Source organism: Actinoplanes couchii, from assembly GCF_016862075.1.
Taxonomy (GTDB): Bacteria; Actinomycetota; Actinomycetes; order Mycobacteriales; family Micromonosporaceae; genus Actinoplanes; species Actinoplanes couchii.
In genome coordinates this window covers 23,106-48,516 of record NZ_BOMG01000100.1, presented here as the reverse complement: position 1 = coordinate 48,516, position 25,411 = coordinate 23,106, and the positions used below count along the sequence as shown (strand labels likewise).

The following is a 25,411-nucleotide window of genomic DNA, read 5'->3' as shown; positions in this document are numbered from 1 at the left end:
CCGTCCGCCGCTGACGTCGACGGGAACCGTCCGCGGCTGACGTCGACGGGAACCGTCCGCGGCTGACGTCGACGGGAACCGTCCGCGGCTGACCGGGCGGGAGGGTGGGAAGGCGGCGGAAATAGCAAGGCGGTAGGAAAGCATGGGTCAAGGCGAGGGCTGACCGGAAGTGGTCGGGCGCGAAGGAACCGGAGAACGGCCCGCTGGTAGCGTTCGATCGGTGATCCGGGACCTGTACGAGGTGATTTTCCGGCGCCGCGACGTCCGCGCCGAGTTCACCGGAGCCCCGGTCGATCCCGCCGTGCTCGACCGGATTCTGACCGCCGCCCACGCCGCCCCCAGCGTCGGCCTCTCCCAGCCGTGGGATTTCGTGGTGATCCGTTCGCCGCGGATCAAAGAGGACTTCCACCACCACGTGCACACCGAACGGGACGTCTTCGCGGCCACCCTGACCGGCGAGGAGAAGGCCCGGTTCGACCGGATCAAAATCGACGGCGTGCGGGAGTCGAGCCTGTCGATCGTGGTCACCTACGACCCGGCACGTGGCGGCCCGTCGATTCTGGGCCGGCACGCCATCGCGGACGCCGGCCTCTATTCGGTGTGCCTGGCCGTGCAGAACCTGTGGCTGGCCGCGACCGCCGAGGGTTTCGGAGTGGGCTGGGTGTCGTTCTACCGGGAGGAGTTCCTGTCCGGGCTGCTCGGCATTCCGGCCGGCATCCGCCCGGTGGCCTGGCTGTGTCTCGGCCCGGTCAGCCACCTGGCGGAGGTGCCGGATCTGGAACGGCACGGATGGCGGCGGCGGCGCCCGTTGAGCGCGGCCGTCCACGACGATCGGTGGGGTGCGTGATGCGGCTGCACGTCGGCTGTGCGATGTGGAGCCTGAAATCGTGGCAGGGCCGTTTCATCGGTTCGTCGGATCGGCTGCGCTCGTATTCCGGATGGTGCGACGCGGTGGAGGGGAACACCACCTTCTATGCGACGCCGGCCCTCGACACCGTCCGGAGCTGGGCGGATCAGACGTCACCGGACTTCCGGTTCGTGCTGAAGCTGCCACGCGAGGCCACCCACGTACGACAATTGTCCGACGTTGAAGTGTTGTCCGAATTTTATCGGGTGATCGAACCGCTCGGTGATCGGGTGCATGCCCTGTGGATCCAATTACCGGGATCCTTCGGACCCGGCGATCTGCCGATTCTCTCGCGGTTCCTGCGGGGCCTGCCGACCGATTTCCGGTACGCCGTGGAAGTGCGCGATCCGGCCTTCTTCCACGATCCGCGGGAACTGTCGGCGCGACTCGCCGAATCCCGGGCGGAGTGGGTTCCGTTCGACACCACCGCGTTCTTCCGGACGCCGCCGACCAGTGACGGTGAACGGGAGGCGTGGCTGAAGAAACCGCGCATGCCGCTGCGCACCGCCGCCCTCACCGACCGCCCGATCATCCGCTACCTGGGGCGCGACGACCCGGCCCGGACGATCGAGGGATGGCAGCGCTGGGTGCCGATCGTCGCCGGCTGGCTGCGGGAGGGCCGGACGCCGACGTTCTTCGTGCACACCCCGGACAACGCCGACGCCCCGGAGCTGTGCCGGCGCTTCCACGACGAGGTACGGGCGCTGGTGCCGGAGCTGGAGCCGCTGCCCGTACCGCAGGCTCTGGAACCGGAGGGGCCTGCGACGCTTTGGTAGGTTGCGGGCCGTGACACGAGTGGATCAAGCGCCGGCCTGGCGGACGTGGCTGCACGGGGTGCTGGTGGCCGTCTATCTGGTCGGGCAGTTCGGGAGCCTGCTCTGCGCGGTCCTCGCGACCGGTGACTGGGGCGCGCTGTTCGATCCCGGGCTGGACCGGCTCGGCGACCCGAAGGACTCGCTGCCGTCCGGCCCGATGCTGTGGGTCGTCGGGCTGCCCGCCGCGTTCGTGATCTACGTGTGGTTCCTGCCGCTGATCGGTTTCGTGCTGGCCCTGTTCCGGCCCCGCAGCCGGCGCTGGATGCTGGTCTGGGCGCTGCTGACCCTGCTGATCTTCTCGCCGTACGGGTCCGCTCTGCACCGGTGGCTCATCGACTGAACCGGGCGGCCCCGCGCGGTGTACTGCCGTGCATGACGCAGCCACAGTTCTCGGCCGACGTCCGGTTCCTGGCGGACGTCGCCACCGCTGTCGGGACCGCCGCGGCCACCCTCGGTGACGCCCGCACCGCGTCCCGCGGCAACCTGGCCCTCGGCGATCAGCGGGGCTGGGACGCGACCGCCGCCGTCCGGGACGCGGCCGTCGCCTGGGACGGCCACCTGACCGGCCTGGCCGAGGCGGTCCGGCTCTTCGGCGGCGAGGTGGAGTCGGCCGGCCGGCTGATCGGGGCCACCGACGACGAGGCGGCCCGCGACATCCACCGGATCCCGCGATGAGCGCCGTCACCCTGCAGCAGCTGCTCAACGCCGACCCCGGGCCGTGGCACGCGATGGCGTCCGGCTGGCGCGGCCTGGCCGACCGCATCGACGACAGCGCCGAGGAGTTCATCCGCGGCACCCGCGACCTGGCGTTCGGCTGGCCGGTCGGCGACGGCGCGCAGGCCGCAGAAGCGACCGCCACCCGGCTGCGCGCCGAGGTCAGCAACAGCTGCAACCCGGCCCGGCGGATCTTCGACGCGCTCGACCGGCACGCCCACGCCGTCAGCGAGCTGCGGCAGACCGCCGAGGAGATCGTCGCCGCCGCCCGCCGGGCCGGCCTGATCGTCGACGTCGCCACCGGAGCCGTCCGGGTTCCGCCCACCGCCGCGGACTCGGACGGCATCGTCGCCGACCTCGGGGCGGTGGTGGAACGCGCGCGGGCCCTGGACGAGTCGACCACCACCGCGATCCGGGCGAACCTGCCCGCGGCGGGCACCGGGTTCGGGCGGTCGGTGCTGCCCGGGGTGACCCGGGGAACCGTCGAGGCGCAGCGGGGCCGGCCGCCCGCCGACGTCCGCACGTGGTGGGAGGCGCTCACCCCGCAGCAGCAGGAGCAGGCCATCCGGGAGATGCCGGACGTGGTCGGGTGGCTCGACGGGGTGCCCGCCACCGACCGGGACCTGGCCAACCGGATCCAGCTCGGGCGGCTGCAGAACGCGCTCGCCGCGCAGCAGGCGATGGTCGAGGCGGAGATCGCGCGGGTACGCGAGGAGCTGCGCGGACGCCTGTTCGGGCCGTCCGTCAGCCCCGAGTTGTCCGGGCTGCTCGACCGGCTGGACACGATCCGGGCCGAGTCCGGGGACCTCGGCAAGGTGGAGCGCAAGCTGGCCGAGCTGGGCGCGGACGGGATGCTGCTCGGGATCGACGGCGCCGGGGACGGCAAGGTGGTGATGTCGGTCGGCAACCCGGACACGGCCCGGCACACGGCGGTGTGGGTGCCCGGAGTCGGCACCGACCTGGGCGACGTCAGCAACGACATGAATCGGGTCGTCAACATCCATCAGCTCGCGGAGAGCCGCAGCGAGACACCCGGCACGGTCGCGGCGATCATGTGGCTGGGATACGACGCCCCGGAGCTCAACGCCAGCGCGGTCGGCTACGAACGGTCCGAGGGCGGAGGGGCCGCTCTCGACCGGTTCACCGACGGCCTGCGCGCCACCCACACCTCGGACCAGTCACATCTCTCGGTGATCGGCCACAGTTACGGATCGACGGTGGTCGCGGAGGCGGCCCTCGACGGGAACGGCCTGGCGGTGGACGACATCATCGCCGCGGGCAGCCCGGGGATGCACACCGACGAGGCCGCTGATCTCGGTATCGACCCCCGGCACGTCTGGGCGGGGCAGGCGGACGGTGACCACATCGCCGGGTTCGCCGGCAGCATCCCGTTCATCCATGGCAACGAGCCGAGTGACGCCGACTTCGGAGCGAACCGGTTCGTGGTGGACACCGAGGGACACAGCGCCTACTGGGAGCGGGACTCCCAGAGCTTGAACAACCAGGTCAAGATCATCCTCGGTCGGTACGAGGAGGTCGGTTTGGAACACGGGAAGGCGCCAACGACATGATCCGGACATTGTGGACGGTTGCCGGCGGGCTCAGCCTGACGCTGTGCCTGGTGACAGGCTGCTCCGGGGAGGGGGAGGACATGCGGGAGATGAGCCAGGAAGAGGCCAGGCAGCGGGTGAACCAGCAGGCCGACGTGGTCCGTGCGGCGGCCGGTGCGGCGGAGTTCAGTCGGAGCTACGCCGGCGTGTCGCCCTGTGACGGACGTTTCGGGGAGTCGTCCGACATCGACGAGATCTACTACATCCAGGGGATCTACCAGATGCTGATCCCCGCCGCGGAGCATGCGGCTGTCATGGCCAAGGTGAAGGGCTCGCTGGTGGACAGCGGCTGGACGCTGCGGAGCGAGCGGTCGTTCCCGTCCGGCGGTGGGGAGTTCCAGGCCGGGTTCGGCGACGAGTTCGACGTGCTGCTCGCCACCGGGGAGGGGAGAGCGGTGAGCCTGATGGTCTCGTCCCCCTGTTACCGGGTTCCCGGGAAATAGGTGGACGGGGCCCGGCGGCGACTGCCGGACCCCGTCTCGGTGTGGTGGATCAGGTGTGCGGGCAGGTCGCCCGGTACTCCTCGATGGTCGTTCCGGACGGCGCCGGGCACAGGAACTGGTCGTACCGGGTGTCGTCGTCGATGAAGCGCTTCACCCAGCTCAGCGCGTACTTCGCGACAGTCACGTTGCCGCCCTCGGTCGGCGCCGAGTGGGTGGCGTTGTTGACCTCCAGGTACGCCTTCTCCGGCGCGGCGGTCAGGCTGGTGTAGAACGGTTCGGCGTGCGAGGCCACCGGCGCGACCGTGTCGTTCTCCGCGCCGATGATCATCGTGGGCACCCGCACCGTGGACCAGCTCTTGGTGCCGTGCCAGGGGGTCAGCGGGACCGCCGCCTGCAGGGCCGGGCGGGTGCGGGCCGCGGCGAGGCTGCCGCCGCCACCCATCGAGTGGCCCATCACGCCGAGGCGGGCGGCGTCGATGCGGGTGCGCACCGAGCTGGTCCCGGTCAGGTAGTCGAGGGCGCCGAGCAGCTGGGTGCCGCGGCTGTCCGGCTGGTCGAGGGTGCTCCTGGTGTCGATGGTGATCACCACGAAGCCCTGGGAGGCGAGGCGGGGGCCGAGCCAGGCGATGCTGGACTGGGACGCGGTGAAGCCGGGGGAGATGGCGATCGCGCCGAACGTGCCGGCGCTGGTGTCGGTCGGGTAGTAGATGGTGCCGCCGCCGAACGTGGAGACGCTGGACCGGGCCACGGTGACCGAGGCGACGGCGAACGTGCCGCGGGACGCCTCGATGCTGGCGTTGGTGGGTGCCGGGCCGCGCTCGTAGGGGTTGGCGGCGACGGCCGGGGTGGCCGGGGTCGCCAGAACGGCGGCTGCCGCGGCGCAGACCACGGTCAGTAGCGATGCTTTCCGTCGACGGGTGGGAACGGGCATGGGAACTCCCTGGTGGTGGTGGGGCTCCGGGTATTCACTGATGTCGATTAGTTAACCCGCCGGTAACAAGACTGGGTAATCCCGGCCGGGCCCCTGTCCCGGCGGTATGTCACGCCCGTTAATCGGTTGCGGCCCGCCGGGGAGTCGGCCAGGGTGGTCGCCATGACGTACTGAGGTGACTCCCCCAGAACACTCGCCCGCGGATCCCGCCCGGCGTGCCCTCCGTCATGCGATCTTTCGGAAGAAGAGCTGATTTTGTCTCAGCAGCGCTCCGCCATGTCCGCCACCGTCACGATCTTCGCCGCGCCCGGCAGCTGGATCGAGACCGACGCCGTCGACCAGTGCCACCAGGTGGCCGCCCTGGACGGCATGATCCACGTCGCCGGGATGCCCGACCTGCACCCCGGCAAGGGCGCCCCGATCGGCGCCGCCATGCTCTCCACCACCCTCTACCCGTTCCTGGTCGGCTCCGACATCGGCTGCGGCATCGCCGTCTTCCCGATCCGGATCCGCAAGGCCGTCCCGGAGCGGCTCGCCGCCCGCTTCCCCGACCTGGACCAGCCGGTCGATCCGTCCGAGCTGGACGGTCTCGACGTCCCGGCCGGTTACCTCGACCAGCTCGGCACCGTCGGGCGCGGCAACCACTTCGTCGAGCTCGCCAAGGTCGACGAGGTGCTCGACGCCGGCCACGCCGACCGCCTCGGGCTCACCGCCGGCGACCTGGTCCTGATCGTGCACAGCGGCTCCCGCGGCCTCGGCGAGCGGATCCTGCGCGCACACACCTCGGTGCACGGCGCGGGCCCGGCCGCCGATCCGCCGGCCTACCTGGCCGCGCACGACGAGGCGGTCCGCTGGGGCCACCTGAACCGGCGGCTGATGGCCGAGCGGGTGGCCGGCGCGCTCGGCGCCGAGCTGGGCGACCCGGTCACCGACGTCTGCCACAACGCGGTCGAGGTCCGCGACGGCGCCTACCTGCACCGCAAGGGCGCCGCACCCGGCGACGGGCACGACGTGCTGATCGCCGGCACCCGCGGCACCCACTCCTTCCTGGTCGCCGGGCACTCCCCGGACGAGGCCGGCCGCTCCGTCGCGCACGGCGCGGGCCGCAAGATGTCCCGGGCCGACGCTCTGCGCCGCGGAAAGGCCAAACACACGGTCGAAGAATTGCGGCGTACGGCGGTGGGCTCGCTGGTCGTGTGCGGCGACCGTCAGCTCCTGTTCGAGGAGGCGCCGACCGCCTACAAGCGCATCGAGCAGGTGATCGGCGACCTGGTCGGTCACCGGCTGGCCACCCCGATCGTCAGCACCCTGCCCATGGTCACCTACAAGACCGCCGACGTCCCGTCCCGCCGGGGAGGCCGCCGATGATCCCGTTCCCGCCGCAGGTCGTCTACCGTCCGCCGGTGTCCCGGCTGGTCCTGGCCGTGCTCGACGAGCAGGCGATCAGCCGCCTGCACCGGCTGCGGTCCCGCCGTGGCGAGCGGTCGTCGTGGCGGTCGGCGCGTTTCACGCCGGCGTCCGCCCGCCGGCACCGGGTCAGCCACTGGAAGGCCCGCCGGGGTGGTCGCCGGTGAGCCGCCGGCCGTGTGTGGTCGGGTTCCTGCCCCGTCGCCGCCCGGCGCTGGTGGTCCGGGATCAGAGGCCGGTTCCGGTCCGTCCACCGGGCCGCCGGGAGGAGCGACGATGACCGTGCACCTGATGATGTCCGCCGGTCGCGGGCCGGAGGAGTGTTCGTGGGCGCTGGCCCGGCTGGCCCGCCGCCTGGAGTCCGACGCGGCCCGGCACGACGTGACGACCCGGCGACTGGAGACGGTCGCCGGGGACCGGCCCGGCACGTTCCGGTCGGTGCTGCTGGAGATCACCGGCGCGACGGCGGACGAGTTCGCCGCCACCTGGACCGGGACGCTGTGCTGGCAGGCGCCGAGCCCCTACCGGACCGGTCCCGGCCGGAAGAACTGGTACGTCACCGCCCAGCCCTGCGACCTCGGCGAGGTGCGCACGGTGTTCGACGAACGCGACGTCGACATCGTGCCGTGCCGGACCGGCGGGCCCGGTGGCCAGCACCGCAACAAGGCCAGCACCGCGGTCCGGGCCACCCACCGCCCGACCGGGACGGTGGTGGTGGTCGACACCGAGCGCCAGTTCAGCCTGAACCGGAGCATCGCCCTGCGCCTGATCCGCGACCGCCTGCAGTCCGGCGACGCGGCGGCCGGGAAGGCGGCGGAGACGGCCCGCTGGCGCATCCACGACGACCTGGTCCGCGGCAACCCGACCCGGACCGAGCGCCCCTGAGACGGTGCAGTGGGCGGGGAAGCGAACCGCGTCCCCGCCCACCTCGGCGACGGCCCGAACCGGTGCCGCCGCTACATCCGTGCCCGGGGCCGGCGTACGGCCCTTCACAGATCATGGACGGGTGGGCCCGGTGATCCGTTGCTGTTTCCGGGAAACCGTAACGGGATGTTCACGCCCGGCATCGGTTCATAACATGCCGGTCACCGAGCCGAGTTGTTTGACGTGTCGCAGCAGCGGCGCCGACTCGACCCGGTCCACCCCGTCCAGGCCGCTGACCCGCTCGGTCAGGTACCGGTAGAAGGCGGGCATGTCCCGGCACACCACGATCGCCACCAGATTGGTCGCACCGGTCGTGGCGGCCGCGAAGACCACCTCCTCGTGCTCGGTCAGCGCCTGCCCGACCGCGGCCAGATGCGCCGGCGCGACGGTCAGCCACAACTGGACCGGGGCGAGGAAGCCGAACATGAACGACTTCAGCTCGACGTCGTAGTACAACGCGCCGCTGCCGCGCAGCTCCCGCATCCGGCGGCGGACCGTCGACTCCGGCCAGCCGGTCGCCGTCGACAGCTCGGCATACCCGGTCCGGCCGTCCCGGGCCAGCGCCTCCAGCAGCGCGTCGTCCTCGCCGGACAATCGGACCGGCGGCCCGGCGGCGGAGGTGGCCGGCACCGGGCCGACGTGCGAGTACGGCGGCGGTGGCCCGGCCGGGGTGAGCAGCTCGATCTGGGCCCGGGTCAGCGAGTCGTCGTGCCGGTCCGGGCCGACCACGCCACCCACGAAGTGGTGGATCAGGCAGTGCGCGCTCACCGACACCAGCCGGGGTGTGCGCGGCAGCTTCTCCAGCAGCAGCGACTCCCGGTCGGCGTGCGCCGGAACCCGCACGTTGCAGGCGACCTCGGTGCCGCCGGAGGAGAGCGACACCCAGCTGGTGTCGGAGCGCCGGGCCAGCGCCCGGGCCAGGGTCATCGCCATGTCCGGGCCGGTGTGCAGCCGCAGCATCCAGGTCTCGTAGCCGAGCCGGATCGGATTCGGCAGGCCGATCACGCGTACGCCGGCGGTCTCCCGCAGTTTGCGGTAACGACGGGCGATCGTCTGGTCGGAGACGCCGAGGGCCGCGCCGATCTCCCGGTAACCGGCCCGGCCGTCGACCCGCAGCGCGTGCACGATCTGCTGATCCAGCGTGTCGAATTCCACCGGCCGAGCGTATCTTGATGTCGAGATCCGCAAGGATGGCCGGAAAACGTCGGCGTCTTCGCGGTCCGGGCGGCATTCTTCGGCGCATGCGTAAGTGGTTACCCCTGATTGCCGTCTGTCTCGGCACCTTCCTGCTGCTCGTCGACGTCACCATCGTGATCGTCGCCCTGCCCAGCATCGCCGGTCACCTGGAGGCCGGGCCGCACGATCTGGCCTGGGTCCTGGACGGCTACGCCCTGGCGCTGGCAGCCCTGCTGCTGGGTGCGGGCGCGCTCGCGGACCGGTACGGGCGCCGGATCACGTACGTCGCCGGGCTGGTGGTCTTCGCTCTGTCCTCGTTGGTCTGCGCGCTGGCGCCGACCACGAACGCCCTGGTCGCGGCCCGTGTGCTGCAGGGGGTCGGCGGCGCCGCGATGTTCGCGACCACGGTGGCCATCCTCAACGTCACCTATCAGGGCCCGGACCGCGGCGTCGCGTTCGGCGTCTGGGGCGCGGTCAGCGGCGCCGCCACCGCGGCCGGACCGCTGGCCGGCGGCCTGCTCACCGAGCATTTCGGCTGGCGCTGGATCTTCCTGGTCAACCTCCCGGTCTGCGTGGCCGCGGTCTGGTTCACCCTGCGTACGGTCACCGAGTCCCGCGCCGCACGGGCCGGCCGTTTCGACATCCCCGGCACGGTCACGTTCACCCTGGCCGCGACCGCGATCACCTACGGCCTGATCCGTGCCGTCGAGGACGGCTGGACCAGCCTCACCGTGCTCGGCCCGCTCGCCGCCGGACTCGCCGGGATCGCGCTGTTCGTGCTGGTCGAGCACCGGTCCAGCCATCCGATGCTGGATCTGGGACTGTTCCGGCAGGCCCCGTTCGCCGGGATGATCGTGGCGGCGTTCCTGTGCCAGGCGGCCGCCTTCGCCTACCTGCCCTACACCACCACCTGGCTGCAGCAGGTGCTCGGCTACGGCCCGGTCGACGCCGGGCTGATCGGGGCGCTGCCGCTGAGCGGCGCGGCCCTGCTGGTCGGCGTGTTCGCCGGGCGGCACTTGCAGGGCGTGAACCCGCGGATCGCGATCGGCGGCGGGCTGGCGCTGATCGGGGCCGGGGCGTTCGCCCAGACGATCGTCAGCGACAGCGCGTTCGCCCTGATCCCGGGACTGATCCTGGTCGGGCTGGGCTCGGGCGTGGTGATGCCGGTGCTGTCGTCGGCGGTGCTGGCCGAGGTCCCCCGGGAACGCAGCGGCATGGCCGGCGGGGCGCTGAACACGTTCCGGCAGCTCGGATTCGCCTTCGGTGTGGCGATCTACGGCACGTTCTTCCAGCAGCAGAAAACGTATGCCGACGGGCTGAGCGACGCCACCGTCCTGGCCGGCGGGTTCGCGCTGGTCGCGGCGATCATCGTGGTGGTCGCGGTGCGCCGGCGGGTGGGAGAACCGGTGAAAATCGGGTGACATCTGCGGGTACCGGTGCGGCAGCATGTCGGTTGTGGATGCGCGCGGACCCGTGAGATACCTGTGGTGGCTGGCCCGGCGAGTGAAAGGGCGGGTGGCGCTCGGCGCGATGTTCGGGTCGCTCTGGTTCGCCAGCATGGCCCTCACGCCGTACCTCATCTCGCAGGCCATCGACCGCGGCCTGGTGCCGCACCGGCCCGCCGTGCTCTTCGCCTGGGCCGGCGTGGTCCTGGCCGTCGGGGCCGGCAGCGCCTGGCTCGGCATCATGCGGCACCGCAGCATGACAAAACTGCGGATCGCCGCCGCGCTGATCACCGCCGACCTGGTGATGACCCACGCCACCCGGCTCGGCGCGGCCCTGCCCCGGCGGGTCACCGCCGGTGAGGTGGTCACCATCGGCATCTCCGACGTGTGGACCATCAGCCGGTCGATGAACGCCGGCGGGGTCGGGGTGGCGTCGGTGGTCGCCTGCACGATCATCGCGATCACCCTGGCCGGCATCTCCGGGCTGCTCGCCGCGGTGATCATGATCGGGGTGCCGGCGCTGGTGCTGATCGTCGGCCCGCTGCTGCGCCGCACCCAGCGGGCCGGCTCCCGCTACCGCGAGCGGCAGGGCACGGTGAACGGGCGGCTGCTCGACGTGATCGGCGGCCTGCGCATCCTCAACGGGCTCGGCGGCAAGGAGGTCCACCTGGACCGCTACCGGCGCGAGTCGACCGCGCTGCGGGACCAGGGCTACCGGGTCGGCGGCCCATCCAGCTGGATCGGCGCCCTCGGCGAGGGCCTGCCGGCCGTCTTCATCGGCGTCGTCATCTGGCTGGCCGCCCGGATGGCGGTGGACGGGCAGCTCACCCCCGGAGAGCTGGTCGCGGTGTACGGCTACACCGCCATGGTCGTCATCCCGGTGAACGTGCTGATCTTCGTCGGGTTCGACGTCACGCACGGTGTGGTGGCGGCCCGGCGGCTGACCGAGTTCCTGCGGCTGCCCGTCGACGACCCGGCCGGGGAACCCGCACCACCCGGCCCGTCCGTCCTGCACGACCCGGTGTCCGGAGTGTGCGCCGAGCCGGGCCGGTTCACCGCCCTGGCCGGCTCCCGGCCCGCCGACGCCGCCGAGGTCCTCGACCGGCTGGGCGCCTACGGCCCGACCACCGCCACCTGGGCCGGCCGCCCGCTCGACGGCATCGACACCACCGAGATCCGGGACCGGGTCCTGGTCTCCGACCACGAGGCCGACCTGTTCGCCGGCACCCTGCGCGAGATCGTCGCCGGCCGCCTCGACCCCGACGACGACCGGATCCGCCGGGCCCTGGCCACCGCGGTCGCCCACGACGTCGGCGACGACCTGGACCGCCCGGTCACCTGGGGCGGCCGCAACCTCTCCGGCGGGCAGCGGCAACGGGTCCGGCTGGCCCGCGCCGTCTACGCCGACCCGGAGATGCTGCTCGCCCCGGAACCGACATCGGCCGTCGACGCGCACACCGAAGCCGCCATCGCCGACCGGCTCAGCACCGCCCGCGCCGGCCGCGGCACCGTCCTGGCCACCACCTCACCGGTGCTGCTGGACCGCGCCGACACCGTGCACTGGCTGGTCGACGGCCGGGTCGCCGCCTCCGGCACCCACCGCGAGCTGCTCGCCACCGAAGCGGGCTACCGGGCGCTGGTGACCCGATGACCGCCACACTCCCGATCGCCGACCAGCGCCGGGTCGGCCGGGCCGCCGCCGCCCTGGTCGCCGCCGACCGCCGGGTCGTCGCCGGCATGCTCACCCTCAGCTCGCTGGCCGCGCTCGCCGGGCTCGGCGGCCCCTGGCTGCTCGGTCGGGTCATCGACACCGTCGCCGCCGGTGGTGGCCACGGGCACGTCGACCGGCTCGCCCTCGCCGTGCTGGGCTGCGCGGTCGTCCAGCTGCTGCTGTCGCGGTGGGCGCTCGCGGTGGCCTACCGGTTCGGCGAGCGCACCGCCGCCCGGATCCGGGAGACGTTCCTGGAACGGGCCGTCAACCTGCCCGCCGCCGTGATCGAACGCGTCCCGGCCGGTGACCTCGCCGCCCGCGGCAGCACCGACGTCGACTCGATCGCCACCGCGCTGCGCGACGTCCTGCCGACCATCTTCGTCGCCGTCGTCCAGGGCGCCTTCCTGATCATCGCGGTGCTCGTCCTCGACCCGGTCCTCGGTCTGGTCGGCTTCGTCGGGTTCACCGGCATCTGGTTCGTCACCCGGTGGTACCTGCGCCGGGCCGGGGCCGCCTACCTGCTCGAGGGCGAGGCCAACTCGCGGCTCGCCGACGAACTCGCCGCCACCACCTCCGGCGCCCGCACCATCGAGGCGTTCGGGCTCGCCGGGCACCGGCTCGCCGCCGGGCAGGAAGCCCTCACCGAGACCCGGCGCACCCGGCTCGCCACCCTGCGGCTGCGCAGCGTCTTCTTCCCGGCGGCCGAGACGTCGTACGCGCTCCCCGCCGTGCTCGTCCTGCTCCTCGGCGGGCTGCTCTACTTCGACGGCCGGGTCAGCATCGGCACCGTCGCCGCCGCCGTGCTCTACCTGCGCCAGCTCGTCGGCCCGATCGACAGCGTGCTGATCTACCTCGACCAGCTGCAGAGCGCCGGGGCCGCCTTCGCCCGGGTCGAGGGGATCGCCGCCGTGCCCGCCCCGCCACCGTTCGCCGACCGGATGCCGGAGACCGAGCGGATCGAGGTGCGGGCCGTGCGTTACGCGTACGACCAGGGCCGTGATGTCCTCCACGACGTCGACCTGACCGTCCGTCCCGGCGAACGGCTCGCCGTCGTCGGCCTCTCCGGCGCCGGCAAATCCACCCTCGGCCGCCTGATCGCCGGCGTCGAACGCCCCACCGCCGGCACCGTCACCGTCGGCGGCGTCCCGATCGCCGACCTGCCACCGCACGAGCTGCGCCGGCACGTCGTCCTGGTCACCCAGGAGCACCACGTCTTCCGGGAGACGCTGCGGGAGAACCTGATGGCCGACGCCCCCGACGAGCGCCTGACCGAGGCACTGCGCACCGTCGGCGCCGACTGGGCCGACGACCTCGACCGCGACCTGGGCGAGAATCCGCTCGACGGCGCCCAGGCCCAGCAGCTGGCCCTGGCCCGGGTGGTCCTCGCCGACCCGCACACGGTCATCCTCGACGAGGCCACCGCCCTGCTCGACCCGACCGCGGCCCGCGCCGCCGAGCGCTCCCTGGCCGCCGTCCTGCACGACCGCACGGTCATCGCGATCGCACACCGCCTGCAGACCGCCCACGACGCCGACCGGGTGGCGGTGATGGACGGAGGCCGCGTGATCGAACTCGGCACCCACGACGAACTGGTCGCGGCCGACGGCCCGTACTCGGCCTTGTGGACCTCCTGGCACGGCGGCGAGAACCTGCCGTCGACGTCGGCTGGGGGCCGCTAGATGCACCCACCCCACACGCCCGTCCCTCCCGCGTCCGTCCCTCCCACGCCTGACCTCGACGCGGCCGGCTCTCCCGCAGCTGATCTCAGCGCGGCCGGCTTTTGTGCGGCCGCGCTGGACAAAAGCCGGTTTTCCTTCGGCCGACCTCGGCACGGCCGGTTGTCCCTCGGCCGACCTTGACGCGGCCGGTTCTCCCTCGGCCGACCTCGATATGGTCGACTTCCGCGCGGCCGACCTCTATACGATCACTGACCTGATTTTCCCGCAGGGCACCCTCCTCCCGGAAACTCTCGCCGCCATTCCGGCTCTCGCTGAACGCGCCCGTTCCAGCGGCGGGTCGATGCCTGGTTTTGCCGGTTCCGGCTCCGGGCGTGAGGCCGGGTTCGGGCCTGGGGCCGGGTCCGGTGCGGGGTCCGGGGCCGGGCCCGTCGAGGCTGAGATCGATCGGGCCAGGTCCGGGTCCGGGGCCGGGTCCGTCGAGGCTGGGATCGATCGGGCCGGGGACGATCGTGCCGGGTTGGTCTGGCTGTTGGGGATGGTTGCTGATCCGCGGCATACCGACGGTGAGCTGCTTGAACCTGTTCGGCGGGCGGTTTCTGCCGAGCGGCCTCCGTCGCTGGACGATCCCGATCCGGCAGTGCGTGCGGCGGCGGCGGCCACCGGAGATCCGGATCTGGTCCTGCCCACCTTGCGTGCCCTGCTCGGCGAGCCGTCCCTGCTGGTCGCCGAGGTCGCGGAGCTTCTCGCCGACCTGACCGCCCCCGATGATGAATCGCTGGAGGCGTCGGTGACCTCGGATACGGATCGGTTGCTCCGGACCGGCCATTTCGTCCGGGCCGGGCCGGTCAGCGATCTGATCTGGATCGGGGAGGCGATCAGGCGGCGGTTGGCGTGGGGCCACATACCCGGCGACCCGTCCCGAGCGGCTCCGGCTCGGGACGGGCGGGAACAGAACGCCCGGGACCTGCGGAAGTAGGAGGCCCAGGACGGGCGGGAGCAGAAAGCCCGGGGTTGGCGGGAGTGGGAGGTCCAGGACGGGTTGGGAACAGACGGCCCGGGACTGGCGTAAGTAGAAGGCCCGGGACAGGCGGGAGTAGAAGGTCCGAGAGGGGTGGGCGTCGGAGGGGCGGTGACCTCGTCAGCGGTTGGCGATGGCTGTGATGATGTCGGCGACGGCCTCTGGCTGGGACAGGAACGGGTGGTGGCCGGACTTCAGTTCCAGCACCTTGTCGGCTCGGCGGGCGAACTCTCGCTGGGCCGTTGCCGGAGTGCCGTTGTCCTCGGTGCAGACCACATACGTGTTGGGTCGGTCGGGCCAGGCCGCGGCTTGCACCGGCTGCTGGAGGACCGCGATGTTCTGCCTGGTCAGGCGTTCTAGCGCAGCCTTGATGATCTCCGGTGGGCAGTCCTGGACGAACGTCTCGGCGAACAGTTCGGGGACTCCGCCGAATGTGCCTCCCTCGGGGTCGAAGTCCAGGAACGGCGGGGGTTCGGGGGCACCGAACGTGGACAGCGATTCGCCTGGCAACGGCAGGTAGCTGGACACGAACACCATGTGCCGGACCGATTGCGCGCCGACTGCGGCCTCGGCGGCGACGATGCCGCCGTAACTGTGCCCGACGATCACCGTCGGCTCGTCACTCGCTTCGAGGACGGCCCGGACCGCTGCGACGTCCTGGTAAAGATCGGCCGACGAAAGGCCGCCGGACGAAAGGCCGCCGGACGAAAGATCGCTGGACGAAAGGCCACCCGAGGAAAGGCGGTCCGAGGAAAGGCCGTCCGAGGAGAGACCGCCCTCGCCGCAGCTCGGCAGGGCCGGGGCGACGCTGATGATGCCGCGCTCGGCGAGTATGGCCGCGGTCGGGTGCCACCACCACGAGCCGTCGCGAACGCAGGCCCCGTGAACGAAGACAACACGCATGAGTTCAGCTCCTCTGACGAAGGAAAGAATGGCTACGGGCCAGGAAGACCAACGATAGACGTACCGCCAGTTACGTGAAAAAGTTCCGCCATGGGACGGCACAAACAGCCCGAGATTCGCGACCGGATCCTGGACGCCTGCGTGGATCATGCGCTGGCGAACGGGCTGCCGGATCGGCTGGAGCCGCTCGCGACGGCGGCCGGCGTGTCCACCCGGATGCTGATCTACCACTTCCGGACCCGGGACGGGCTGCTGCGGGAGACCCTGATCCGGGCCCGGCGGCGGCAACGTGACCTGTTCGGGGAGCTGCTGGCCGCCCGCCCGGGCGAGCCCTATCTGACCACGCTGCGCACCGCGTGGCGGATGATGACCGGTGAGGCCGGGCGACCGTACCTGAGCATGTTCGGCAAGCTCCGCGACGACGCCGAGCAGAAGCTGTGGCCGGGTTTTCGCCGGGAGGCCACCGTCGACTGGCTGCAGCCGCTGGAGCAGGGCCTGGGCACCATCGGCCGTCCTGAGCTGGGCACCCTGGTGCTCGCGGTGATCCGTGGCCTGATCATGGACGTCGAGTCGACCGGCGACGTGGCCCGCGTCGATCGCGCCTTCGAGGAGTTCCTGAGCGGCATAGGAGTGGGCGGCGCCGGAGAAGGCGGCATAGGAGAAGGCGTCGCAGGAGAAGGCGTCGCCGGAGAGGGCAGCGTAGGAGTGAACGGCGCAGGAGAGAGCGGCGTAGGAGCGAAGTCCCTAGGTGGCGCAGGAACTGTGCAGAACTGACCGGACCTGGTCCCGCCCGTTGCGTTTGGCCTTGTAGAGCCACTCGTCGGCCTGCCCCAGCAACACGCTCGGGGACAGTTCGCCGGCCTCGCACGCGGCGATGCCGATGCTCGCCGTCACCGGCAGGCCGCCGGTGACCGGGCTCCAGTCGCGGGACCGGATCAGCTCCGCCAACTGTTCCCCGCGGGCATGCGCGGCCGCCGCATCGGCACCGGGCAGCAGCAGGACGAACTCCTCACCGCCGAGGCGAGCCGGGATTTCCGCGGCGGCGGCAAACGCGGCGGTGTCGAACGCGACGGTGGCAAACGAGGCGGCGTCGAACGCGGCGGTATCCAACGAGTCAGCGGCGGACGAGGCGGCGTCGAACGCGGCGGCGGAGAGCGAGGCAGCGGTGGACGGGGCGGCGGCGGGCGAGGTGGCGGCGAAGGAGCGCAACAGGACCCCGATCTCGCGGAGCACCTCGTCCCCAGCCGCATGCGACAGCGTGTCGTTGATACGTTTGAAATGGTCAAGGTCGATGATCGCCAGGGCCGTGGATTCGCCGGTACGCCGGGCCGCCGCCAGTGTCGCGGCCAGCTTCTCGTCCAGGTAGCGGCGGTTGAAGAGCCCGGTGAGAGCGTCCCGTTCGGCCATCTCCTGGAACCGGTCGGACGCCTGGCGCGCCTCGGTCGCCTCGAACAGGGCCTGCATGGCGTACGCCCGGGCCTCCCGTTCCGCGGAGTGCAGTGCCTCGGTGCGCTCGTGGTAGATCTGGTACTCCTGGTACGCCTCCCGGTAGTCGCCGGCCGTCGCGTACCACTCGGCCCGCGCCCGGTGCACCCGCGCGGCGTGCGAGCCGAGCCCGCGTTCGGCGCAGAGCCGCCCGGCGGTGTCCAGGGTTTCGCCGACGAGCGCGTGCCGGCCCTGGGCGGCGTAGATCTCGGTCAGTGTCAGCAGGCATTCGGGCAGGCTGTCGCCTTCGCTGAGCAGCGGCCCGGACGGGTCGTCGAGGATCGGCCGGAGGATCGCCTCGGCTTCGGCCCAGCGCCGTTGCATCATCAGGATCCGGGCCAGGGTGTCCAGGTAGAGCCCGTCGAGCGGGATGCCGCTGGTGCCGGAGAGGGTGCGCATCTGCCGGGCCAGCGTGTTCGCCTCGTCGACCTCTTCGTTCTCGTACGCGGTGAACGCCATGTTGTTGAGGATGGTCAGCGCCTGGTGGGCGTCGTCGTTGTCGTCGGCTATCCGCATCGCCTCGGTGAACCGGCGGCGGGCGTCGTCGAAGCGGCCGTTCAGGTCGAGGGCGATGGCCAGGGTGATCAGCTGACTGCACCGGAGCCGGGCGGGCAGCGGGCCGGCGTGCTGGAGTCCGGCGACCGCGTGCACGAGGGCCTGCGCGTAGTCGCCGAGCCGCCGGAACACCACCGCGAGTTGCCGGTGGCTGCGGGCCAGCAGGACGTCGTCGCCGTGTTCTTCGGCCCACATGTTGGCACGCCGGGCGACCCGGCCCTGCTCGGCGATGTCGCCGCGGCGTCCGGCGACGTCGGCGATGATCAGCTGGGTGCGCCAGACGAGGTCGGCCCAGCCGTGTTCGCGGGCCTGGAGTTCGAGGACGGCGGCGGGGGCGGAGACGGTCTGGAAGTCGCGGGCGATCAGCAGCTCGAGTTCCTCGAGTTGAGCGACGATCGCCGCTCGCGCCAGGGGCGTCACCGGGAACATGGTCTGCACGTCTGCTGAATCGGCAGCCCGTCGGCCGCCTTGAGAGATCGCCCTTGACCGGGGGAAAGAGCGCCCGTAATCTACCCGTAACTCTGAAACGTTTCACCCCCGACAGGGAAGCGGACTCATGACCAACCCCGTAGTCACCGATCTGATCGGCCGCTCCAACCGCCTCGGCGCGGACCCGAAGACCACCAACTACGCCGGCGGCAACACCTCCGCCAAGGGCACCGACACCGACCCGGTCACCGGCGAGGCGGTCGACCTGGTGTGGGTCAAGGGCTCCGGCGGCGATCTCGGCACACTCACGGAGAAGGGCCTGGCCGTCCTGCGCCTCGACCGGCTGCGCGCCCTGACCGGCGTCTACCCGGGGCTGGACCGCGAGGACGAGATGGTCGCCGCGTTCGACTACTGCCTGCACGGCAAGGGCGGCGCGGCCCCCAGCATCGACACCGCGATGCACGGCCTGGTCGACGCCCCGCACGTGGACCACCTGCACCCGGACTCCGGCATCGCGATCGCCACCTCCGCCGACGGCCCCGCGCTGACCAAGGAGATCTTCGGCGACCGGGTGCTCTGGGTGGAGTGGCGGCGTCCCGGATTCCAGCTCGGCCTGGACATCTCCGCCGCGTACCGGGCGAACCCGCAGGCCATCGGCGTGATCCTGGGCGGTCACGGGATCACCGCGTGGGGCGCGACCAGCGAGGAGTGCGAGGCCAACTCCAACGAGATCATCAACCGGGCGGCGGCCTACATCGCGGAGAACGGCCGGAGCGAGCCGTTCGGACCCAGGATCGTCGAGACGCTGGCAGGCCAGGAGAGAAAAGAGCGCGCCGCCGCACTGTTCCCGGTGATCCGCGGGCTCGCCTCCACCGACCGCGCCCAGGTCGGCCACTACACCGACAGCGACGTGGTCCTGGAGTTCGCGGGCAGCGAGCGGGTCGGCGAGCTGGGCGCACTCGGCACTTCGTGCCCTGATCATTTCCTGCGTACGAAGGTCAAGCCGCTCGTCCTGGACACCGCACCGGACGCGCCCCTGGACGAGGTGGTCGCCCGTCTGACGGAGCTGCACGAGGCGTACCGCGAGGACTACCGCGGTTACTACGAGCGGCACGCCACCGCGGACAGCCCCGCGATCCGCGGCGCCGACCCGGCGATCGTGCTGGTCCCGGGCGTCGGCATGTTCTCGTTCGGCGCGAACAAGCAGACCGCCCGGGTGGCCGGCGAGTTCTACGTCAACGCGATCAACGTGATGCGCGGCGCCGAGGCGATCTCCCGGTACGCCCCGATCGACGAGGCGGAGAAGTTCCGGATCGAGTACTGGGCCCTGGAGGAGGCCAAGCTCCAGCGGATGCCGAAGCCGAAGGCCCTGGCCACCCGGATCGCCCTGGTCACCGGCGCGGGCTCGGGCATCGGCCGGGCGATCGCGCTGCGACTGGCCGCCGAGGGCGCGTGTGTCGTGGTCAGCGACCGGGACACCGAGGCCGCCGGACGGGTGGCCGCCGAGATCGGTGGCCCCGACGTGGCGGTCGCGGTCAGCCTGGACGTGACCGACGAGGACGCGGTCGCTGACGCCGTACGACAGGGGGTCCTGGCTTTCGGTGGTGTCGATCTGGTCGTCAACAACGCCGGTCTGTCGCTGTCGAAGTCGCTGCTGGACACCACCGCCCGCGACTGGGACCTGCAGCACGACGTGATGGCGAAGGGCTCGTTCCTGGTGTCCCGGGAGACCGCGCGGGTGCTGATCGCGCAGGGCATGGGCGGCGACATCATCTACATCTCCAGCAAGAACTCGATCTTCGCCGGACCCAACAACGTGGCGTACGGCGCGGCCAAGGCGGACCAGGCGCACCAGGTCCGGCTGCTGGCGGCCGAGCTGGGCCCGCACGGCATCCGGGTCAACGGCATCAACCCCGATGGCGTCGTACGGGGTTCCGGCATCTTCGCCGGGGGCTGGGGCGCCGACCGGGCCGCCGTCTACGGGGTGCCGGAGGAGAAACTCGGCGAGTTCTACGCGCAGCGCACCCTGCTCAAGCGTGAGGTGCTGCCGGAGCACATCGCCAACGCGGTCTTCGCCATCACCGGCGGCGACCTGACCCACACCACCGGCCTGCACGTCCCGGTGGACGCGGGTGTCGCCGCGGCGTTCCTGCGATGAGCGACGCTTTCGCAGCTGTCGACCTCGGCGCGTCCTCGGGGCGCGTCGTGGTCGGCCGCTTTGAAGACGGCCACCTCGAACTGGAAGTGGTCCACCGCTTCGCCAACGAGCCGGTTCGCGTCAACGGGACTCTGCACTGGGACATCCTGTCGCTCTACCGCGGAGTGCTCGACGGGCTGCGCAAGGCCGGTCCGGTGCGCAGCATCGGCATCGACTCGTGGGCCGTCGACTACGGGCTGATCGACGCCGACGGCGCGCTGCTCGGCAACCCGGTGCACTACCGGGACTCCCGCACCGACGGGATCGCCGACCGGGTGCGGGACATCTACGGCATCTGCGGGCTGCAGAAACTGCCGTTCAACACGGTGTACCAGCTGCTCGCGGCCGAGCCGACGGCCCAGTACACGGCGGCGCACCGGCTGCTGATGATCCCCGACCTGCTGGCCTACTGGCTGACCGGGGAGATCGGCGCCGAGTACACCAACGCGTCGACCACGGGGCTGCTCGACGTGCGTACCCGCGAATGGTCCTGGCCGTTGATCTCCGAATTGGGCCTGCGATCCACGCTGCTGCCCCCGGTGCGGCACCCGGGGGACCGGATCGGGCTGTTCGAGGGCACCCCGGTGGTCGCGGTCGGCTCGCACGACACGGCCAGCGCGGTCGTGGCCGTGCCCGCCGACGGGACCGATTTCGCCTACATCAGCTGTGGCACCTGGTCCCTGGTCGGTCTGGAACTGGACGCTCCGGTGCTCAGTGAACAGTCGCGGGCCGCCAACTTCACCAACGAGGGCGGTGTCGACTCGACGATCCGCTACCTGCGCAACGTCATGGGCCTGTGGCCGCTGCAGGAGTGCCTGCGCGAATGGGATTCGCCCGATCTGCCGGCACTGCTGGCCGAGGCGGCCGCGAAACCGGCGCTGGCACACGTCGTCGACCTGGACGATCCGGTGTTCATGCCGCCCGGCGACATGGAAGACCGCCTCCGGAAAACCGCGGGGCTGCCCGGTGACGCCGACCGGGCCACCGTCGTCCGCTGCATCCTGGACAGTCTGGCGCTCGCCCACCGGCGGGCCGTCCGGCAGGCCGGCGAGCTAGCCGGGCGTGCGGTCGGCGTGGTGCACCTGGTCGGTGGGGGAGCGCTGAACGAGCTGCTCTGCCAGTTGACCGCGGACGCCTGCGGGCTGCCGGTGCTGGCCGGGCCGGTCGAGGCGACCGCGATCGGCAACCTGCTCGTGCAGGCGCGTGCCGCCGGGGTCGTCGAGGGCGGGCTGGACGCGATGCGGGCCCTGGTCCGCCAGACCCAGCGGATCGTCCGTTACCAGCCGGCCGCCACGATCGGGGCGTGGGACGCCGCCGCGGCACGAGTGGGGGGATGACCGATGCGGATCGCGTTCTTCGCCACCTGCCTGGCCGACACGCTCTTCCCGGAGGCGGCCAAGGCCACCGTGCGGCTGCTGGAGCGGCTCGGGCACGAGGTGGTCTTCCCGGCCGAGCAGACGTGCTGCGGGCAGATGCACATCAACACCGGATACCAGAAGGACGCGCTTCCGCTCGTCAAGAGATTTGCGACCACTTTTGATCGGTACGACGTGATCGTGGTCCCGTCCGGGTCGTGCGCCGGGTCGATCCGTCATCAGCACGGCATGGTGGCGGCGAAGTACGGTGACGCCGGGCTCGCGTCCCGGTCGGAGAGCGTCGCGGCGCGGACCTACGAGCTGTCCGAGCTGCTGATCGACGTGCTCGAAGTGGAGGATGTGGGGGCTTACTACCCGCATCGGGTCACCTACCACCCGACCTGTCACAGCCTGCGGATGACGCGGGTCGGTGACAAGCCGTTGCGTCTGCTCCGTCAGGTTCGCGGGATCGACCTGGTGGAGTTGCCGGACGCCGCGCAGTGCTGTGGGTTCGGCGGCACGTTCTCGATCAAGAATGCTGAGACTTCTGCGGCGATGCTTGCCGACAAGATGTCCAATGTCGTCGCGACAGGCGCGGAGGTGTGCACGGCGGGCGATACCTCATGCCTGATGCATATAAACGGTGGTTTGTCGCGAAATAAGACCGGAATTCGGACGGTTCACCTGGCCGAGATCCTTGCCTCCACGGAGTTGTCGTGACGACATTTCTGGGCATGCCTGCCACTGCTCCTCGGGGAGTCGGTCATCTGCGGGGCGACGAGTCGTTTCCGGTTGCCGCTCGAGCGGCGCTGAAAAATGACCAGTTGAGACGAAATTTACGACATGCTACGACGACTATTCGTGGCAAATCGGGCAAGGTGATCGCGGAGCTGCCCGACTGGCAGCTGCTGCGGGACGCCGGCTCGGCGATCAAGACCGATGTCATGTCCCGGCTTCCCGAGCTGCTGGAACAGCTCGAGGAGACGGTCACCGCCGCCGGTGGGGTCGTGCACTGGGCCGCCGACGCCGACGAGGCCAACCGGATCGTCACCGACCTGGTGAAGCAGACCGGTTCTGATCGCGTCATCAAGGTCAAGTCGATGGCCACCCAGGAGATCGGCCTCAACGAAGCCCTGGAAGCGGCGGGCATCGCCCCGGTCGAGACCGACCTGGCCGAGCTGATCGTGCAGCTCGGCCAGGACAAGCCGAGCCACATCCTGGTCCCGGCGATCCACCGGAACCGCTCCGAGATCCGGGAGATCTTCCTGCGCGCCATGCCCGGCGTCGACCCGGCACTCACCGACGACCCGGCGGTGCTGGCCGCCGCCGCCCGCCGGTACCTGCGCGAGACGTTCCTGTCCACGACCGTCGCGGTCAGCGGCGCCAACTTCGCGATCGCCGACACCGGCACGCTCGGTGTCGTCGAGTCCGAGGGCAACGGGCGGATGTGCCTCACCCTGCCGGACACCCTGATCACCGTGATGGGCATCGAGAAGGTGCTGCCCACCTGGCGTGAACTGGAAGTCTTCCTGCAACTGCTGCCGCGGGCGTCGACCGGCGAGCGGATGAACCCGTACACCACGATGTGGACCGGGGTCACGCCCGGTGACGGGCCGCAGAGTTTCCACCTGGTGCTGCTCGACAACGGGCGCACCGCGGTCCTGTCCGACACCGTCGGGCGGTCGGCGCTGCACTGCATCCGCTGCTCGGCCTGCCTCAACGTGTGCCCGGTCTACGAACGGACCGGCGGCCACTCCTACGGCTCGGTGTACCCCGGCCCGATCGGAGCGGTGCTGTCACCGCAGCTCACCGGGGTCGCCGACAACGCCTCGCTGCCGTACGCGTCGTCACTCTGCGGGGCCTGCTTCGACGCCTGCCCGGTCAAGATCGATATCCCGGCGCTGCTGGTGCACCTCCGCGACCAGGTGCCACACCCGCCCGCCGAGCGCGCCGCCATGTCCGCGGCCGCCAAGATCATGGACCGCCCGCGCTTGTACGCCTCCGCCCAGCGAGCCGCCAAGCTAGCCCGCATCGCCGGCCGCCGCGGCCGAGCCTTGCCCCCACCCCTGACCGGCTGGACCGCCTCCCGAGACCTCCCCGATTTCCCCAAACAAACCTTCCGCGACTGGTGGTCCGAAACCCACCCGCCCTCGCCCTCGCCGTCACCCCCGGCGTCGCCCTCGCCCCCGACCTTGCCCTCGGCGTCGCCTTTACCCCCACCCTCGCCCTCGGCGTCGCCTTCACCCCCACCCCCACCCCCACCCCCACCCTCAGCCTCGGCTCAGGGCTTGAAAGAGGATCGATGAGCTCGCGGGAACTGATCCTCGGCCGGGTTCGGGCCGCGCTGAACGATGCGCCGGTGACCCCACCGGTGCCGCGTCACTATCGGGCGGCCGGGTCGAACACGGCCGATCTGGACGTTTTCATCGATCGGCTCGTCGACTACAAGGCCGAGGTGCACCGGGTCGCTGAGGCCGACGTCGCGGCGACGGCGCGGATGATCGCGGGGGCCAGCGGGGCGGGAGCCAACGGAGCGGGGGACAGCGGGGCGGGAGACAGCGGGGCGGTGATCGTACCGAAAGGGCTGCTCGAAGAATGGCGCCCGGAGGGTGCCCTGGCCGACGACGGCCTGGCGCCGGATCGCATCGCCGGGGCCGCTGCCGTCCTCACCGCCGCGGCCGTCGCCGTGGCGGAGACCGGGACCATCGTGCTGGACGCCTCACCCGACCAGGGGCGGCGGATCATCACCCTGCTGCCGGACGTGCACATCATCGTGCTGCGGCCGGAACAGGTGGTCGCCTCGGTGCCGGACGCCGTCGCCCGGCTGACCCCGGGCCGCCCGCTGACCTGGATCAGTGGGCCGTCCGCCACCAGCGACATCGAACTCAACCGGGTCGAAGGTGTGCACGGCCCCCGTCACCTGCACGTCATCATCCTGCCGAGCGCTTGACGGTGGCCTCGATCAACTCCAGCACCCGCTCCGGAACCCGCACCGACGGCAGGTGATCGACACCCGGCACCTCGACGAACTCGACACCCGGGATCCGGGTCGCGGCCTGCCGGGCGGCGTCCACGATCCAGGCCACGTCCAAGTCACCGACCAGCAGCGACGTCGGCACGGCGATCTCACCGAGCCGGTCGAACACCTCCGGATTGGGCAGCTCCCAGTCCTCCTCGGCCATCCAGCCGCGCACCCCGGACCGGAGCAGGTCCACCACCTCCGGGGTGCGCCCGGCCCGGGCCCAGACGCTCAGCGACACCTCGACGATCGCGTCGAACCCCTCCTTCTCCGCCGCGGCGTAGGCGTCGCGCACCGCCGGGTCGGTCTCCGGCACCGGGAAACCGGAGATCCCCGGGCAGAGCAGCACCAGCGCGGACACCCGCTCCGGCCGGGTGATCGTCAGGCCCAGCGCGGCGTCCCCGCCCATGCTGCAGCCGACCACCGGAGCCCGGTCCACCCCGAAGTGGTCCAGCACCGCGATCAGGTCGTCGAGCCGGACGAACCGCTCGGTCGGCGCCGGGGAACGCCCGAAACCGCGGGCGTCGTAGCGGATCACCCGGTACTTCCTCAGCAGCTCCGGCAGGATCGGATCCCACACCCGTGAGTCGCCCACACCCGGGTGCACCAGCACCAGGGGCGGACCGTCACCGCTGTCGTCCGCCCACAGCGTGTCATTACCTACTTTGATCATCTTCTCGGTCATACC

General features: G+C 71.4%; 24 protein-coding genes. 19 read left to right on the top strand and 5 right to left on the bottom strand.

The annotated features are described in order from the left end of the window. Positions 1-223: 223 nt before the first annotated feature. Genes bluB through Aco03nite_RS40320 form a run of 6 tightly spaced genes read left to right on the top strand, consistent with a single transcriptional unit; the run spans position 224 to position 4,489 of the window. Positions 224-847 carry a 5,6-dimethylbenzimidazole synthase gene (gene bluB, locus Aco03nite_RS40345; protein ID WP_203806098.1) on the top strand — a complete coding sequence of 208 codons (624 nt, stop codon included), beginning with the start codon at positions 224-226 and terminating at the stop codon, positions 845-847. Next, positions 847-1,683: a DUF72 domain-containing protein gene (locus Aco03nite_RS40340; protein WP_203806086.1), complete on the top strand. Its 837-nt coding sequence runs from the start codon at positions 847-849 to the stop codon at positions 1,681-1,683. Before bluB ends, Aco03nite_RS40340 begins: the two co-directional genes overlap by 1 nt. 10 nt (positions 1,684-1,693) lie before the next feature. Next, entirely contained in the window at positions 1,694-2,062 is a 369-nt protein-coding gene (locus tag Aco03nite_RS40335) for a hypothetical protein (RefSeq protein WP_203806084.1), read from the top strand. Positions 2,063-2,094: 32 nt separating this feature from the next. Next, entirely contained in the window at positions 2,095-2,397 is a 303-nt protein-coding gene (locus tag Aco03nite_RS40330) for a hypothetical protein (protein ID WP_203806082.1), read from the top strand. Continuing rightward, the gene (locus tag Aco03nite_RS40325; protein WP_203806080.1) at positions 2,394-4,007 is read left to right on the top strand and encodes an alpha/beta hydrolase; all 1,614 of its coding nucleotides are present in this window, start codon (positions 2,394-2,396) and stop codon (positions 4,005-4,007) included. Before Aco03nite_RS40330 ends, Aco03nite_RS40325 begins: the two co-directional genes overlap by 4 nt. Beyond that, positions 4,004-4,489, top strand: a complete 486-nt coding sequence (locus Aco03nite_RS40320; protein ID WP_203806079.1) for a hypothetical protein — start codon at positions 4,004-4,006, stop codon at positions 4,487-4,489. Before Aco03nite_RS40325 ends, Aco03nite_RS40320 begins: the two co-directional genes overlap by 4 nt. Positions 4,490-4,538: 49 nt before the next feature. Here Aco03nite_RS40320 and Aco03nite_RS40315 read toward each other — a convergent pair whose 3' ends face one another. After that, complete coding sequence (locus tag Aco03nite_RS40315) at positions 4,539-5,420, bottom strand: poly(ethylene terephthalate) hydrolase family protein (protein WP_203806077.1); 882 nt, start codon at positions 5,418-5,420, stop codon at positions 4,539-4,541. A gap of 276 nt (positions 5,421-5,696) precedes the next feature. Between Aco03nite_RS40315 and Aco03nite_RS40310 the strand changes: the two genes are divergently transcribed. The 3 genes from Aco03nite_RS40310 to prfH all read left to right on the top strand — a co-directional run bounded on the left by Aco03nite_RS40310 (position 5,697) and on the right by prfH (position 7,712). Next, positions 5,697-6,788, top strand: a complete 1,092-nt coding sequence (locus Aco03nite_RS40310) for an RNA ligase RtcB family protein (protein ID WP_203806075.1) — start codon at positions 5,697-5,699, stop codon at positions 6,786-6,788. Further along, a complete protein-coding gene (locus Aco03nite_RS40305; protein ID WP_203806073.1) occupies positions 6,785-6,994 on the top strand; it encodes a hypothetical protein in 210 nt (69 codons plus the stop codon). The genes Aco03nite_RS40310 and Aco03nite_RS40305 overlap by 4 nt, the downstream gene beginning before the upstream one ends. Positions 6,995-7,103: 109 nt before the next feature. Then, complete coding sequence (prfH, locus tag Aco03nite_RS40300) at positions 7,104-7,712, top strand: peptide chain release factor H (protein ID WP_203806071.1); 609 nt, start codon at positions 7,104-7,106, stop codon at positions 7,710-7,712. A gap of 186 nt (positions 7,713-7,898) precedes the next feature. On the opposite strand, the gene Aco03nite_RS40295 is transcribed toward prfH, so the two are convergent. Next, positions 7,899-8,906 carry an Lrp/AsnC family transcriptional regulator gene (locus Aco03nite_RS40295; protein WP_203806069.1) on the bottom strand — a complete coding sequence of 336 codons (1,008 nt, stop codon included), beginning with the start codon at positions 8,904-8,906 and terminating at the stop codon, positions 7,899-7,901. 86 nt (positions 8,907-8,992) lie between these two features. Here Aco03nite_RS40295 and Aco03nite_RS40290 point away from each other — a divergent pair, with 86 nt between their 5' ends. From Aco03nite_RS40290 to Aco03nite_RS40275, 4 genes are all read left to right on the top strand, one after another. After that, positions 8,993-10,348 (top strand): MFS transporter, encoded by a 1,356-nt coding sequence (locus Aco03nite_RS40290; protein ID WP_203806067.1) that lies wholly within the window; start codon positions 8,993-8,995, stop codon positions 10,346-10,348. A 109-nt stretch (positions 10,349-10,457) separates the two neighbouring features. Then, positions 10,458-12,023, top strand: a complete 1,566-nt coding sequence (locus Aco03nite_RS40285; RefSeq protein WP_203806096.1) for an ABC transporter transmembrane domain-containing protein — start codon at positions 10,458-10,460, stop codon at positions 12,021-12,023. After that, positions 12,020-13,762 carry an ABC transporter ATP-binding protein gene (locus Aco03nite_RS40280; RefSeq protein ID WP_203806065.1) on the top strand — a complete coding sequence of 581 codons (1,743 nt, stop codon included), beginning with the start codon at positions 12,020-12,022 and terminating at the stop codon, positions 13,760-13,762. The genes Aco03nite_RS40285 and Aco03nite_RS40280 overlap by 4 nt, the downstream gene beginning before the upstream one ends. A gap of 637 nt (positions 13,763-14,399) precedes the next feature. After that, positions 14,400-14,738 carry a hypothetical protein gene (locus Aco03nite_RS40275; protein WP_203806063.1) on the top strand — a complete coding sequence of 113 codons (339 nt, stop codon included), beginning with the start codon at positions 14,400-14,402 and terminating at the stop codon, positions 14,736-14,738. Positions 14,739-14,900: 162 nt separating this feature from the next. On the opposite strand, the gene Aco03nite_RS40270 is transcribed toward Aco03nite_RS40275, so the two are convergent. Continuing rightward, positions 14,901-15,833, bottom strand: a complete 933-nt coding sequence (locus Aco03nite_RS40270; protein WP_239145841.1) for an alpha/beta hydrolase — start codon at positions 15,831-15,833, stop codon at positions 14,901-14,903. Between Aco03nite_RS40270 and Aco03nite_RS40265 the strand changes: the two genes are divergently transcribed. Beyond that, on the top strand, positions 15,825-16,457 hold the full coding sequence (locus Aco03nite_RS40265; protein WP_203806061.1) for a TetR/AcrR family transcriptional regulator: 633 nt from the start codon (positions 15,825-15,827) through the stop codon (positions 16,455-16,457). The two genes, Aco03nite_RS40270 and Aco03nite_RS40265, sit on opposite strands and share 9 nt — an antisense overlap. On the opposite strand, the gene Aco03nite_RS40260 is transcribed toward Aco03nite_RS40265, so the two are convergent. After that, positions 16,428-18,143, bottom strand: a complete 1,716-nt coding sequence (locus tag Aco03nite_RS40260) for a GGDEF domain-containing protein (protein ID WP_203806059.1) — start codon at positions 18,141-18,143, stop codon at positions 16,428-16,430. The two genes, Aco03nite_RS40265 and Aco03nite_RS40260, sit on opposite strands and share 30 nt — an antisense overlap. Positions 18,144-18,279: 136 nt before the next feature. On the opposite strand from Aco03nite_RS40260, the gene Aco03nite_RS40255 reads away from it, so the two are divergent. Genes Aco03nite_RS40255 through Aco03nite_RS40235 form a run of 5 tightly spaced genes read left to right on the top strand, consistent with a single transcriptional unit; the run spans position 18,280 to position 24,654 of the window. Then, positions 18,280-20,310: a bifunctional aldolase/short-chain dehydrogenase gene (locus tag Aco03nite_RS40255; protein WP_203806057.1), complete on the top strand. Its 2,031-nt coding sequence runs from the start codon at positions 18,280-18,282 to the stop codon at positions 20,308-20,310. Then, positions 20,307-21,686 (top strand): rhamnulokinase, encoded by a 1,380-nt coding sequence (locus tag Aco03nite_RS40250; protein WP_203806055.1) that lies wholly within the window; start codon positions 20,307-20,309, stop codon positions 21,684-21,686. Before Aco03nite_RS40255 ends, Aco03nite_RS40250 begins: the two co-directional genes overlap by 4 nt. Before the next feature lie 3 nt (positions 21,687-21,689). Continuing rightward, on the top strand, positions 21,690-22,424 hold the full coding sequence (locus Aco03nite_RS40245; protein WP_203806053.1) for a (Fe-S)-binding protein: 735 nt from the start codon (positions 21,690-21,692) through the stop codon (positions 22,422-22,424). After that, a complete protein-coding gene (locus Aco03nite_RS40240) occupies positions 22,421-24,010 on the top strand; it encodes a LutB/LldF family L-lactate oxidation iron-sulfur protein (protein ID WP_239145840.1) in 1,590 nt (529 codons plus the stop codon). Before Aco03nite_RS40245 ends, Aco03nite_RS40240 begins: the two co-directional genes overlap by 4 nt. Further along, positions 24,007-24,654 carry a LutC/YkgG family protein gene (locus Aco03nite_RS40235; protein WP_203806051.1) on the top strand — a complete coding sequence of 216 codons (648 nt, stop codon included), beginning with the start codon at positions 24,007-24,009 and terminating at the stop codon, positions 24,652-24,654. The genes Aco03nite_RS40240 and Aco03nite_RS40235 overlap by 4 nt, the downstream gene beginning before the upstream one ends. Here Aco03nite_RS40235 and Aco03nite_RS40230 read toward each other — a convergent pair. Then, positions 24,635-25,408, bottom strand: coding sequence for an alpha/beta fold hydrolase (locus Aco03nite_RS40230; protein WP_203806049.1), 774 nt, complete (start codon positions 25,406-25,408; stop codon positions 24,635-24,637). The two genes, Aco03nite_RS40235 and Aco03nite_RS40230, sit on opposite strands and share 20 nt — an antisense overlap. Positions 25,409-25,411 lie beyond the last annotated feature (3 nt).